Here is a 14,226-nt window from a genome sequence, read left to right as displayed (position 1 = left end):
TCTTCATCGAGACAATGTCAGAACGAGTACCTGAGGCCGAACTGCATCGACCTCGGACTATTTGACTGCGAAGTTGCCACGCCAAGTGTCGGAGAGGTTACTCCGCCGCCGCCGGTGCTGAAGAGTGGATGGTTGAAGAGGTTATACGCTTCTGCACGGAATTGGAGCTGATGCTCTCTGATGGCGAAGTTCTTCAAGACGGAAAGGTTCGTGGAGAAAATTCGAGGTTGCGAGCCAACTGTCCGCGTGGTGCCGTATTGGCCCGCTGCAGGTTGCGCAAAACAGGCAGGATTGAAGATGTTGAAGCGCGTGCGCTGGAATCCATGCATAGGATTGCAGGTGAGATTTGCGTAAACACCATGGTTCGGGCTTGTATCCGCGTTGTTATTCGCGGTCACGCTGATTGGTTGGCCGGATGCAACGTACTGAAGGCCCGATAGTTCCCAACCTCCAATTAGCTCACGATTGAATATATTGTTCGAGTTTGCGAACCGTTTACCGGGTCCGAAGGGTAGGAAGTAAATCGGACTGATGTTGAGGTCGTGACTACGATTGAAGCTTGCCGGACCGTAGGTCAGCTGAGGGGTGTAGATCGACTGGATGTTATTGTTGTCGCCGTCCACGTTGTCCATCGCCTTCTGCCAGGTATAACTGACGAGAAGTTGGAGATCCTTGGAGAGTCTTCGATCGAACTTGACACCCAATGCGTTGTAGTTCGCGCTGAAGGCGTTGAGCTGGCCGTCAATGGGACCCGCGCTGGGATAAGGACGAACGTCGAGCTTCCCAGATGTATTCCCCGCAGAGAGAGCGATCGGCTGATTGAGATCAGCGCGAGCAGACTGGTGCCGGGTGACGTTGCCGAGGTACTGTACCGTGAGCATCGTGCTGCTACCAAGGGTTCGCTCGATGTTTAGGTTCCATTCCTGCGTTGATGTGTCCTTAAGGGTTGGGGTGATGGAGTAACCGCCTTGGCCGGGAACTGATGGTGGATTGGCCTGAAATAGGTTCTGTATATTCTGCGGCGATTGGATGTTCAGGTTATAGCTCTGGGCCACCACATTCGGCGAGTACAAAAGCATGAACTGAAGATTGTTGTATAAGATCGGCGCGTAGTAAATGCCATAACCGCCGCGAATAGCAAGATGATCTGTCGCCTTATAAGAGAAACCGACTCGTGGGCCCCAATCGTTGTAGTTCGCATTCCAGGCACCGGGCCGGTTCGCATTTGCTGCCAGCACGTAGAGTGCACCGCGTCCATTCTTGTCGGTTGGGGGATTGACGTAGTCGTACCGCAACCCGAAATTCAGGGTCAGGCGGGGAGTTGCTCTCCAGTCGTCCTGAACGAATCCGGAGACATCGAATTCGCGGAACGACCCGGCAGAGGTACCCGTCAGACCGCTACCGCTGACAGGGAAGCCGAGTTCGAGATCGGCTAATGCATTCCCCTGATTGGTCGAGCTGCGCTTTCCGGAGACGTACTGGGATGTCGCGGATCCGTCGAAACCGTAATTGCCGTTGTTCGTGACGACCCAGCTTCCGTTGAATTGGACCCGAATGAATTCACCGCCGAAGCTGAACGTATGGTTTCCGCGTGTCCAGGTGACCTGGTCCGCGAACTGATAACGGTTTTGGATGGCGCCTTGAGGAGAGTATGGATCACCGAGCGAGGTGTAGTTCGAGACAGAGATCGCAGGTGGTGTCGATTGCGCGAGCAACGGGTTAAGATTCTTCAGTCCGTAATAAGCCGCGTAGTTGTTCGCACCGGTTCCTTGCTGTGTACGAAACAGATTGCTGCGGTTGTAACCAATCTTCACGGCATTGACGACGTGGTCATTCAGAATATAAGTGTCCGTGATGGAAGCATTGGTGCCTTTTAGCGGAATGCTGATGCCAAAAAATCCTGGAACGATGCTGTTTCCACCGCCGGAGCTACTGTAGCTGGCTACCGTTCCAAAGACCTGGTTCTTTTTGGAAACGTTCCAATCGACACGGCCGAGGTATTCGTCATAGTTGCTAATGGAGGGAAGGTTCACCTGATAGTTCACATTGTTCGCGTTGAGCGCCATATTCGGGAGCGGATAATTTTGCAGCCATAGCTGGGCGAATGGGTTGATAGCCGGCAGCTTGTTGTTCGGAAATGGATTGGACGTGCCGGTTGCAACATCGTACGTTGAGGGATCGTAGATGACCGGGTCAGCTGAGAAATCTCCCTGGCGCTCTGCTGCTGTTGGAACACGATTCTGCGAGAGTCCAGACGAATGACTCCGCAGGCCGGAGTAATCGAAGAAACCGAAGAGCTTGTTTCGGAAGATCGGGCCGCCCAGGTTGCCACCGAAGAGGTTGTATCGCAGAGGCGCCTTCGATGTCGCATACCAGTTTTTCGCGTTTGCAGCATCATTTTGCAGGAAGTCATACACGGTTCCATGAAAGTCGTTGGAGCCGCTCTTGGTAATAACGTTGACGATCGCGGGTTGCCGGAAGGTGGCGGGAGCGTTGCTGTAGAGAGTGGACACCTCTTTGGCGGCCTCAACAGAGGCGACGATATTTGCGGTCTGCGTGAGAAGGTTTGTGTTATCGATTCCGTCCTGCAGAAACTGTGTCTGATTGGGGCCTAGACCGGCGAGGATGACTGAGTTGCCGGTCTGACCAAAAAAGCTCTGGTCGCCAGCCGAAGTATTAGAATCCGTGCCGTTCTGTGCAGCCGGGCCCAGCGTGGCAATGCTGAGAAGGCTGCGGCCACTATTTGGTAGCATCGTCAGTTGCACACTGTCCACGGATGTGGACAATTCATGACTGTCCGTCTGGAGAGCTACTGATCCGGACGATCCGTTTACCGCGATCTCTTCCGAAATATTTCCTACCTTCATGTGAACGTCAAGGTTGAGACCGCCCAAAGTCAGCGACGCCGAAACGACTGCCTTATTGAATCCGGCCGCTGTTGCCGTGATCCGGTATGAGCCGACATTCAATGAGGGGGCCGTATAGAATCCGTTTGCGTCCGTCGTGGCGATACGCACTGCTGTGGTTTCTGTGTTCAGGATGTTGATGCTGACATTTGGAAGTGCGGCGCCGGTGCTGTCAGTCACCGTTCCTGTGATGCTGGCGAGGTTTGTCTGCGCAAATGCCTGCGGTTGAGGAACAACCGACATTAGGATGATGATTGAAAGCAGTGCGGGGAGAATATAGCCTGGAAGCGTCGCTTTTCGGTGGGTTCGACCCGCCGTTTGTGCCGTTCCATTCTTCTCTGCGCTCCTGAGTCGCAAGCTTTGAATGAGCAACTTCGATCTCACGTCCTACCCCCTGAAATGACACGAATCATGAAGCATGTGATTACAAACCTCACAAGTGCTACGGTTCGGTTGGATTGGCTGTCAATGATCCGCAGGTATGGTGCAGGTGTGGTGCAGTACGCACAGTTATCGGAGAAATCGTAACCAATGCTCCCGTGATGACTTGCCGCGTGATTATGCGCGGTAACACCACGTTAGTGCGCCGCAGTATTAAGGCAGTGCACTGCAGTCCCATCGGCACTCTAGCAGCGAGGAGTCGCCTGCTTACCGAAGGGCCTTACGCGACAGTGCCGCGGCAAGGCGCTCGTGGGGAAGTTTTCAGGGAGCAGATCTCTTTTCGCCTCAGAGACGAAGGCGTTGCACACATTGCGACTCCTTTATACTGTGGAGCCGCAGAAGGCATTACCAGATCTTGCTTGCAATGACCTCTACCGAGGTGGGCGCGCAGTTCACCAAGGAGGCGTGGAGAACAAGCTCGATGTTCTTGTTCATGAGGGCGCCACGGGGAACGCCTGACAGTGCTCGCATTTGCACCGGATCGGTAACGAAATTCGCTGCAGCGTGCGTCCCGCATGTGGAAAGGCCCACGACAGCCAGTACCGGCGCTTCGTTTTTCGAGTTCATGATTCGAAAGACGAGAGCGTAATCTTCCATCATCCTCGGTGTCATCTCTGCTTTCAGAGGATTAAACCACCGCCGGTGGGTCCCCCCTCGCTCGCGAATCCCGAAGCCGCGATCCAGGTAAAATGGGAGGCTTTCATTCATCACCCGTGTCCAATAGTTATCAAAGGAGCCAACGAGGATGAGAGGGGATCCCTTCAAATCCATATAGGGAAGGTTCGCACCGGAGCGCATGATCGGAGTTCGATTGCGCCCACTTAAAAATGCGGCTAATCGTATATCGGCATAGACGGAACCCGTAAGCATTCCCTCACCCCATGAGAAAACACGGTTTGGGCCTGTCCCCGGTGCATCCACCGATGGTGGTTCGGGCACGCGCACCGGCGAGGTCCGATCTTCCGGCGATGTTGCTTCATCGAAAGGAGATGCCTCTTCAAAGACCGGAATCGTCCCGGTGTAGACATAGATCGGCTGCTTGCTTTTCAGGATCGGCGCCCATAGCAGATTGAGCTCACTCTGCGAGGATCGCAGGAAGAACCACCACGTTCCAAGGAGAAGGAGCATGGCGGCGGATGCGATGGTGAAAATCTTAAAACGTCGGTCCCACCCGGGCGCCCACGGAATGACAGCAGCCAGGCCAATCCGTCGAACCATGCCTGCCTGCGTTTGGGGGCTATCGGGTGCGATCTCAGAGGCCGCACTGGAAAGCGAAGGCGTCTTTGTTTCAACGAGAACGGTTTTCGTTCCTGGATTCTTGGCGGCCGTCCGAAATACGAAAGATGGGCGGTAGGTGCCACTGGGGATCACGATCTGGACTGGAGCGTGCTTGCCCTCATCCCCCTCGTCATACTTTGCGAGCCGTTTCCGGAGCAGCCCCATCCGGGATCTAACGATCGGATCGTCCGTCGTGTCGTAGTCGGGACGTCGGCCAAAGACGTTCATCCCGATAATTCTCTCCTTGAGAGCATCTTCATTCCCTTTGATCACTTCGTAGACGACGTATTGCAGCAAGTTCTGCAGCTGTGGACTGTCTCTGAAGCCGGGGCTCTGCAGGATGGAAGTCAGCACTTCTTTGATGTATTCGGAGGAGTTTTGTCCGTCTTTCTCGGGCTCTTCGCCAATGGTGTCAATTTCGTTTTTTATGGCAAGCACCGCAGCACCTCGAATCTGATCCACGTTACGAACTGGTCAACGACAACGGGTCATTGACGCGTCTCAGAGCAGCCATAATACAGCACTGCACCTGCACCGTTCCCGCAGAACGTTGACAGTTCAAAGGGGCACTGTTCGAAGATAGAGAGAGGCTGGACTGGAATCGAATGCAGCGGCGACCTCTCGAGAGTGAGCTCGCACACCGCCGGGCCGCCAGATGTGGGAAAGATGCCTTGCGCCTCAGCAAACTTCTTGATCCCGGACGCAATGGAAACAGTCAATTGGAAGAAGTTTGCCAAGAGGAGAGGTATGGATCGTCGTGAATTTATCGCGGGAGCGAGCACTGTGTTGCTGAACGGAGGACTCAGCTCCGGAAGCGCCTCGGCTGAATCCAAAAAACCGGATGGTCTGATTACCGCGGCCTATTATTTTGGCAACTTTCACGTGGACCCTCGGAACGAGAAGGCTCACGGCAACGGCTGGACCGAATGGAACCTCGTCAAGGCGGCAACCCCGCGCTTTCCAGGCCACAATCAGCCCAAGGTGCCGCAATGGGGTTATGCGGACGAGTCCACGCCGGAAGGCTTCAGTCAGAAGATCTCCGCCGCTCGCCAACATGGTGTCGATGCGCTCTTGTTCGATTGGTATTGGTATGAGGATGGACCTTTTCTGAATGGTGCCCTCGATAACGGCTACCTTAAGGCCGCGAACAATCAAGACGTTCGCTTTGCACTGATGTGGGCGAACCACAATTGGATCGACCTACACCCTGCGAAGCTCGATAGCCCCGGGAGGATGCAGTTCCATGGCGGCATTTCGCGTAACGCCTTCGATGCAATGTGTCAGCGTGTGGTCGAACTCTTCCAACATCCCTCGTACCTCAAGCTGGATGGAGAGCCTTACTTCTCCATCTACGAACTCTTTCGCTTTGTAGAAGGGATTGGAGGAGTCTCGCAGGCTGCGTTCGCACTCGATGCGCTTCGCCAGAAGGCCCGTGCCGCAGGCTTTCCTGGTGTCCACATCAACGCAGTCACATGGGGAGTGAAGCTTCTACCGGGTGAGGCTGAGGTCAAGAACTTGCCACAGTTGCTGCAGCAGCTGCGCATCGACAGCACTACTTCCTATGTGTGGATCCATCATGCGCATCTTTCAAACGCATGCACCACGGAATATGCAGACATACGTCGCCAGTACGAGGCGTACCGCAGTCAAACGTCTACAGAACTGGGTTGCATGTATTTCCCTAACGTAACCGTTGGGTGGGATGCCACGCCTCGTACGTGTCAAACGGACAACTTCCGTGTAGGCGGCTACCCTTTCACCTCGGTCGTCGTTAATAACTCGCCGGAGGCATTCGAAGAGGCGCTTCGTTCGGCAAAACAGTTTGCACTCAGTCAACTGCCCAGAGGCAAACAGTTGATCACCCTCAACTCTTGGAATGAGTGGACTGAAGGGAGTTATCTCGAACCTGATGTGGAACACGGGAGTGCGTACCTCGATGCAGTCCGCAAGGTATTTCGATCATCTTGACGATTTGTTCAGAAGTATGGGAAGTGAGGGAAAATCTGCTGCAGAACTAAGCGATGGCCGGAGTGGATTTGCTCCTGATCCTTCCTTCACCATCGCATGAGTCGCGGGCGTAAACACCCGCGACTCACTATAAGCCCCGTTGATGCCACAGCCATGCAGAGCCTATGACTCAAATCCCCGTATGTAGGGGGTATTCGGCGGCCGCTGCCCCGATTCAAAGAGCGGTCCGTGTGTGGAGTGATAGTTCATGTTCATGAACGGCGTCTCGATGCGGCGTCCGACAGCAGAGTAACGGCCGTTCTCCCAGTTTGAATCCATGTAGTGGTTCACGATTCCGGTTGATAGAAGTAAGCGCTCGGCATTGAACGGTTCCTTTCGAGTCAGCATCATCTCGGTGATCCAGTGCTCGTGGGCGTTCGCAGCATGGTACTGCGAGATGGGGCCGGGCCAGCCAAGCATCGAGACGATCGTTGGGTCTTTTTGCCCTGCGATTTCGCCGGCATAGGTCCACCCCACACCCTCGCCCGAAATAACCGCAGCGTTGGTCCCATCGTTGTACTCCACGATGCAGACGTTTGATCGCTTGCCCTCCTGAAAGTGTCCCGGCTTCAGGTCAAAATTCTTCCGCACTGCTTCAAGCAGATTACCGGCCCAGGGATTGGCTTCGACCCACTTCCATGTTTCAGGTCCACGAATGGATTGCACGGATTTGACGCCTGTCTCACCGCCCTTGCGGCGATCTACAAATGCCTGCAGCACGTCGACACAATGGGACATGGCTCCCTCATCCGGGCAGCTTCCAACCACGATCGAGTTCCTGATGGGCGTATCGATAGCGAGTTCTATCTCGGGCTTGCGGAAATAAGTCGGTATGGACGACCCGCCGGTAAGAGGAAAGTTCAGTTCACGGGACTTGTCAAACATCCACTTGGCGTCGTCCCAGTTATAGGAGAGGTGCTTGTCGCTAAATATGGGCACGGAGCGATTGCTCTGCTCGAAGACCCGGATCACCTGCTGGTAGATCCACCAGCGCGGCAGCAGCCAGTGCCCCTTGAGATCGGTTGGATAATTCCCATGTTCAGCGACGATGACAACGCCATCCACCGCAAGTTCGTTACCCCCAAGTGTTACAGCCTCGCCGACTGACTTATAGATGGGAATGTTTTTCGCTTTGCATACCTTCTGGCCCAGTAAGCTCGTGTCCAGCTGATGGATGTAAACAGACACCACGTCCACCCGCGAAGGCGTGTAAGCGCCGTGCCACCAATAACCATCCAACAGCTTGTTGACGATCCAGTCCGCATGTGAAGTCGGCAGACCCCAATAGCTGACAAGGCAGGCGATACGAGGCCGTTTTTGCGAAGTCTGCGCAACCGCATCGGGACTGATACCGGTCAAAGCCGCCAAACCAGCCATGCCGGTAATTCCCAGCATTTCACGCCGGGTGAAGAGGGCGGTCGGCTCCATGGTCTCGGAGATTGGGGAGGAATCTGTCGCCAGGCCTGCAGTTTCGAATTGCTTCTTTTTCATAATGGTTATTGGTCCTGTTGATCACAGGTTATTTTTTTACAACAAATGCAGCAACCTACTCCTTTCAATGGTTCTAGTAGTCCGCCGATTCGTATATGTGTAACGCCAGCGTTTTTGCTTTCACTGGTCTCGCGCATCCCTGAACTACAGTTGTGTCAGAGGTCTGGCATCGTGACGCCGGAATGTGAGCAGGTAGTAGACGACGGGCGTGACGATCAGGCTGAGGAGGATCGAAATCAGCAGGCCACCGATGACAGCAATCGCCAGCGGTTGCAGCATCTGCGATCCGGCACCGAGGGCGAAGGCGAGCGGCAACATGCCGCAGATTGCCGCGGTGGCTGTCATGAGTATGGGGCGAAGACGACGCTGGGCCGCGTGGAGCATGGCGTCCATGGCGGAAGAACCTTCTCGCCGGTAGCGTTCGTCAGCGTCAAGGAGAAGAATTCCATTCTTTGCGACGATACCGATCACCATGATGAGTCCCATGAACGAGGCGACGTTGAAGGTGGTGCCGGTGATGAGGAGAGCGAAGACGACGCCTGCCACGGAGAGAATCGAGGATGTCAGGATTGCTGCCGGAGCGGAGAAGTTGCGGAACTCGACCAGCAGCACGCCGAATACGAGAGCGAGAGAGATGATCAGGACCTGGAGGAGCTGCCCGAACGATTGCTGTTGCTCCTGGTAGGTTCCTCCGTATTCGATGCGAACGGTGGAAGGCAGGTGCATCGCAGCAACGGTGTGCTGCACCTTGACGATGGCGGTCCCAAGGTCCGAACCTTCCAGCTGGGCGGTGACGACAACCATGCGTTGGAGGTTTTCTCTCCGGATCTGGTTCTGCGGTGGCAGCTGCGTGATCTGCGCAAGAGAGCCGAGGGTGGCCAACTTGCCCGTTGTGCTGTTGAAGACGGTGTTTTCAATTGTGTCGAGCGATTGTCTTGTCTCTTCTCCGAGGCGTACGCGCACGGTGTAGGGACGACCATTGGCGATGAGCGGATCGGTTGTCGTCACGCCGTCGAGGATGGAGGTGGCATCCTCTGCCACTTCCTGTGGAGTGAACCCCATGCGTCCAGCGACGGTTGGATTGACCTGAAAATTCGTTGCAGGGCCGCTGATGGTATTTTCAATACCATCTTCCACGCTGACGACACCGGGAATCTTGCTGATGGCGTCGCCGATGCGAGGTGCAATGTTGTTCAGCAGCTCGGGATCGGCCGCGAAGAGCTTGATCTGAATTGGTTCAGGAGCGTTGGAGAGATCGTTGATCATGTCCTGAAGGACCTGGATGAGCTCGACGTCGAGTTGCGGCTCTGTCTCCTTTACTTTAGCGCGGGCTTCGGCCATGATCTCTTCGATGTCGCGGTTCCGGTTCTTCTTGAGCTTCACCGTCATGTCGCCAGTGTTGGCTTCGGTGACAGCGGCGAGGCCCATCTGCAGACCGGTTCGTCGAGAGGTGCTTTCGACCTCGGGGATGGAGTGAAGGATCTTGTCGACGTGCTCAAGGACGCGATTGGTCTCGGTGAGGGAACTGCCGGCAGGCATGATGTAGTCGAGGATGAATCCACCTTCATCCATGGATGGAAGGAGATCGGAGCCTAACGCCTGATAGCCAAAGTAGGTGCCGACGACGAGAGCGCCGCAGAGGCCGAGCAGCATCAACGGGCGCGAGAGAGCCCAGGAGAGAATTTTCTGATGCCAGCGAAGAACGGCGGTCATCGCGCGGCCATGCTCGTCATGGTGTGCCGGCTGGGACGAAGAATGACTTCGGAGAAAGACGAGGCTCAACGCGGGTGTCCACGTCACTGCGAGCAGCAGGGAGCTGAGCAACGCGACCGTCATGGTGATGGCCAGCGCGCGGAAGAAGCTTCCTGTGACACCGGTGACAGAGATGAGTGGAAGAAACACGACCACTGGGGTGATGGTGGATCCGACGAGAGGAACGGCGATCTCGCGCAGGGCCAGACGGGCAGCCTTTTCGCGCGACTCGCCGTTGTCGCGATGCAGGACGATGTTTTCGACGACGACGATGGCATCGTCGATCACGAGACCGATTGCGGCGGCCAGCCCCCCGAGCGTCATGAGATTGAAGCTGGCACCGAGGATCCAGAGGAACAGCACGGTGATAGCGACGGTGACGGGAATCACAAGGCCAGCGACCAGTGAGGAGGTCCAATCGCCAAGGAAGAGGAAGAGAATGATGCAGGCCAGGCCGAGCCCGATGAGGATGGCATCGCGCACGCTGCGAATGCTCTCGCGCACCAGCTCCGATTGATCGTAGTAGGGCTTGAGCTGCACGCCGGCGGGCAGTGTTTTCTTGAGCTGCTCGACCTGCACTGCGATGGCATCGGCGACCGAGACGGTGTTGCTGGCCGGTTGACGAGTGATGTTAAGCAGGACGGCTGATTTATTGTCGGCCGTGACGGTGGTGTACACGGGCAGTACACCTTGCTGAACGGTGGCGACGTCGGAGACACGGACGGCGTTTCCGCCTGCAGTGCTCTTGACGACGAGCCCGCCCAACTCGTGTGCGTCGTGAGCCTGTGCTCCGACCAGACCCAGGACTAGCTGATGATTGGCCTCGTAGAGGCCGGGCGAGTCAATGATGTTGGATGCCTGCACGGCGTTCACGAGATCGAGGATGGTGACGCCGGCTGCCTGCATTCTCGCCATGTTGGGAACGATGTGGTATTCAGGCACCTTCCCGCCCTGGACGGTTACGGTGCTGACGCCCAGAACACGATTGATCGGAGGCTTGAGCTGATAAGTGGCGATCTCCCATAGCTGTGTCTGCGAGAGACGATCGGAGGTGAGGCTATAACCGAGGATTGGAAATGTCGCGAAGGTGAGCCGATTGGTGGTGATGGTCGCTGTGGCCGGTAGTGCCTGCCGCGCGTTGCTCAAGGCCGCATCGACCAGCTGAAGCGTATGGAACATATCGACGTTCCAGTCAAAGAAGAGGCTGACCTCTGCAGAGCCGCGGCTGGTGGTGGACCGGACGGTGACCAGGCCCGGCACGGAGTTGATGGCGTCTTCGATCGGTTTTGTGACGGTGACCTGCATCTGCTCGACAGGCATGACACCGTTGTCGATACCGATGACCACGCGAGGAAAGCTGGTGTCGGGGAAGACGGAGATCGGGACTCGTTGTGCTGTGTAGATTCCTGCGAGCGAGAGGACGATCAGGAAGAAGAAGATCGGTCCCCGAAAGCGAACGAGCCAATAGGGATTCGAGGCTACAGCCGTTTGCTGGCTCATTACTTCGCGTCTCCCTCTGCGTCTGCCTTGCCCACAGTGACCCTGGTTCCTTCGTCCAGACCGTAGCTCCCTTTTGTGATGACGGTCTCGGAGCCATTCAGCCCCTGAGTGACCTGTACATCTTCACCGTCGTTGATGCCGAGCTGAACATTCACCTTATGGGCGGCGCCGGACGAGTTGACCACCATGACCGACTTCGATCCGTCTTCGGCCGTTAATACCGCAACGAGTGGGACCTTTACGGCTTTGAGGACGGTGCGTCCGATGATGGAGACGCGCACCGGGGTGCCGGCCTTGTACTTGCTGGTACTGTTGTCGATCTTCAGCCAGACCTCGACGGTCGTACTGCCGGGATCGAGTGCCGGGCTGATGAGGGTGATCTTCCCGGAGACTGGCTCGTCCACGCCCGGGATGGTGATCTCGGCGCTATCGCCAAGATTCAGGCGCTGAGCGACGATCTGGGACAGGTGCACCTTCGCCAGCAGAGACGATGTATCCATCACGGTAACGAGCGGCGTGCCGGTGCTGGCCGTCTCGCCCGCGAAGAGAGATCGATCTGTGACGACGCCGTCGATCGGGCTGTGAATCTCTGCATAAGAGACCTGTGCCTCCGCTGCCTGGTACTTGCCCTTAGCGGAGGAGAGCTGGCCTTTTGCGAGTTCCATCGAGGCAGTTCTGCTGACACTCTTGAGCGAGGTCAGGTGATTCGTGGAGATGTCGTAGGCAGCCTGGGACTGGGCGAGGGCTGCGACGGCCGTATCGAGATCTCGTCCGGGGATGGCGCCTTCTTCAAAAAGCTTCTTCCGCGCGATGACGATCTCTTCCTGGAGATGAAGCTGTGCCTTCGCCTGAGCTACATCGAGTTCGGCCTTCGCATAATCTTCAGGAACCTGGGCTCTGGTCTGCATGTCGTAGGCCGCCTGGGCAGCGGTAAGCTGACCCTGATTGTCGAGCGCCTGTGCCGAGAGGTCCCGGTTTTCAAGGACCGCGAGCAGTTGGCCAGCCTTCACCTTTGCGCCGCGCTGGACGTAAAAGGTTCGGACGGGCGCGGTGATCTTGGGAGAGATGGCGGCCTGAGCCAGCGGCGAGAGCGTGGCGTCAGCCATCACGTGCTCCGAGATATCGCCGAGCTTCGGATGTTCCGCTTCGACCGTGACGACAGATGGAGCGGTATCATCTGTGGTTTTCTTACATGCACTCAAACCCAGGGGGCAGAGGAAAGCAGCAGTGAGAATAAAGCGCGTTGAAATTGATCGAGTGGTGTCGTGGAATCTCATAGATCAAATGCTTCCTGTAAGAACCTGGAGTGCCGCCAAGGCGGTTTCAAAGCGTGTCAGTCCGTCGGCCTGCGATGTCTGTGCGGTGAGGTATGAATTTTGGGCGTCGACGACCTCCAGTGCGGTGGCCTCGCCAGCCGCGTAGCGGAGCTTGGTCAGCCGCAGGCTCTCCGCTGCGGTGTGAACGCTCTGATCGAGGAGATCGAGCTGATCGCGCGCAGTACTTGCTTCTGCATAGCTCTCTTCAAGAGTGGCGATCAGGCGACGTTGCGCCGCGGTGAGTGTCACCTTGGCCGCGTCCCGGAGGATCTCGCTCTGTTTGACTTTTTTCTGCGTAGAAAACCAATCCCAGACAGGGATATCGAGCGTGCCACCGATGGAGTAGCCAAGATTTGGAACGTTGTCGGGGCCGCGTTTGGCGAACTGTGGCGCATCGATGCCGTACGTAAAGTTGAGTGCGACGTCGGGAAGGTAGGCTGCCTTTGCGGATTTGACCCCGGCATCGGATGCCCTGAGGCCGGCAAGCGCACTGCGAATCTCCGGATTGTTGGTCGAGGCAAGCTGGTTGACCTCATCGCGTGTGGGGAGAGGCGGCGAGGAGGCGGGGGCGTCGGTGGTGTAGGCGGCGCGAGGATCGGGAAACAGGAGGACGGCAAGCTCAAGACGCGCCCTGCTGGCGAGGACCGTTGCATCCGCTAGATCGCGCTGTCGCTGCTGCAGCTGGAGCTCTGCCTTGACTACGTCGGCGTGGGCGACTTCGCGAACGGCCTCGCGCTTTTGCGTCAACGAGGAGAAATCCCGAGCCTCCTGGAGCGCTTCTGCCTGGACTTTTTGTTTCTCTTCCGCGGTGCTGACGGTGTAATAGAGGCTGACGACGGTGGAGACGAGGCCTCGTCTTGCGATCTCGAGCTCGGCGCTGGCACGAGCCGAGTTTGCCGATGCGACCTGGGCATCAGCGAGCTGCTTGAGTCCGACGGTCTCGTTGATGGATGCCTGGCTGGTGTACTCATGAATGGCATTATTCGCAATGAAGATGGGAGATGACTGCGTGCCAACCTGCCCACCCTGGTTCGTCTGGCCGTTGGGCTGGGTGTAGAGCATCTGATTGTGGTAGGTGACGGACGGAAGCAGGGAGGCCTTCGCCAGATAGCTATCGATCTTCATCGTCTTTTGCGCTGCCACAGCCGCAGCAAATATGGGCTCATTCGCCTGTGCCTGCTGGATCGCTTCTGTCAGCGAGACATGACGCGGCAAATCTGCCTGTTGCGCGGACGCGAGCAGGGACACTGCTGCGACGAAGCCGAATGAGGCGGCGAATGTATGAAAAGAAAACGACCTTCCAGCCATCTCGCTAACTTACGAGAAGGACCTTAAGCCTCACTGAATATCTGCTGAATCCCCCTCTCGAAACATTTGCCTGGGCCGAATTTGCAGATGGGCGGTTCCATGGAGCAAGATGCAGCGCAGCATGTGTGGGATATCAGGAGTAGATTGTCTCGGTGAAGACTATATGGATGGAGTCCTGACGCAGATGGTGAAGGACGCTTTGCTTTAGTCAGGTTGAGCTCTTGAGA

The 14,226-nt window shown here is 56.5% G+C and carries 7 protein-coding genes; 1 reads left to right on the top strand and 6 read right to left on the bottom strand.

All coding sequences use genetic code 11. The annotated features are described in order from the left end of the window. Nucleotides 1–17: 17 nt before the first annotated feature. Nucleotides 18–3,149, bottom strand: a complete 3,132-nt coding sequence (locus PW789_RS11230) for a TonB-dependent receptor (protein ID WP_299375992.1) — start codon at nucleotides 3,147–3,149, stop codon at nucleotides 18–20. A 543-nt stretch (nucleotides 3,150–3,692) separates the two neighbouring features. After that, nucleotides 3,693–5,087, bottom strand: coding sequence for a hypothetical protein (locus PW789_RS11225; protein ID WP_299375988.1), 1,395 nt, complete (start codon nucleotides 5,085–5,087; stop codon nucleotides 3,693–3,695). Between the two features lie 285 nt (nucleotides 5,088–5,372). Here PW789_RS11225 and PW789_RS11220 point away from each other — a divergent pair, with 285 nt between their 5' ends. Continuing rightward, on the top strand, nucleotides 5,373–6,593 hold the full coding sequence (locus PW789_RS11220) for a glycoside hydrolase family 99-like domain-containing protein (protein WP_299375984.1): 1,221 nt from the start codon (nucleotides 5,373–5,375) through the stop codon (nucleotides 6,591–6,593). A gap of 162 nt (nucleotides 6,594–6,755) precedes the next feature. Here PW789_RS11220 and PW789_RS11215 read toward each other — a convergent pair whose 3' ends face one another. From PW789_RS11215 to PW789_RS11200, 4 genes are all read right to left on the bottom strand, one after another. Next, nucleotides 6,756–8,123 carry a hypothetical protein gene (locus PW789_RS11215; RefSeq protein ID WP_299375981.1) on the bottom strand — a complete coding sequence of 456 codons (1,368 nt, stop codon included), beginning with the start codon at nucleotides 8,121–8,123 and terminating at the stop codon, nucleotides 6,756–6,758. Nucleotides 8,124–8,267: 144 nt separating this feature from the next. Beyond that, the gene (locus PW789_RS11210; protein ID WP_299375978.1) at nucleotides 8,268–11,375 is read right to left on the bottom strand and encodes an efflux RND transporter permease subunit; all 3,108 of its coding nucleotides are present in this window, start codon (nucleotides 11,373–11,375) and stop codon (nucleotides 8,268–8,270) included. Continuing rightward, nucleotides 11,375–12,481, bottom strand: coding sequence for an efflux RND transporter periplasmic adaptor subunit (locus PW789_RS11205; protein WP_299375975.1), 1,107 nt, complete (start codon nucleotides 12,479–12,481; stop codon nucleotides 11,375–11,377). The genes PW789_RS11210 and PW789_RS11205 overlap by 1 nt, the downstream gene beginning before the upstream one ends. 174 nt (nucleotides 12,482–12,655) lie before the next feature. Further along, nucleotides 12,656–13,939 (bottom strand): TolC family protein, encoded by a 1,284-nt coding sequence (locus tag PW789_RS11200; protein ID WP_299375972.1) that lies wholly within the window; start codon nucleotides 13,937–13,939, stop codon nucleotides 12,656–12,658. Nucleotides 13,940–14,226: the final 287 nt, after the last annotated feature.

It is taken from the genome of Edaphobacter sp. (assembly GCF_028283685.1).
Taxonomy (GTDB): domain Bacteria; phylum Acidobacteriota; class Terriglobia; order Terriglobales; family Acidobacteriaceae; genus Edaphobacter.
The sequence above is the reverse complement of the archived record's forward strand: the minus strand, read 5'-3'. Positions and strand labels throughout refer to the sequence as shown.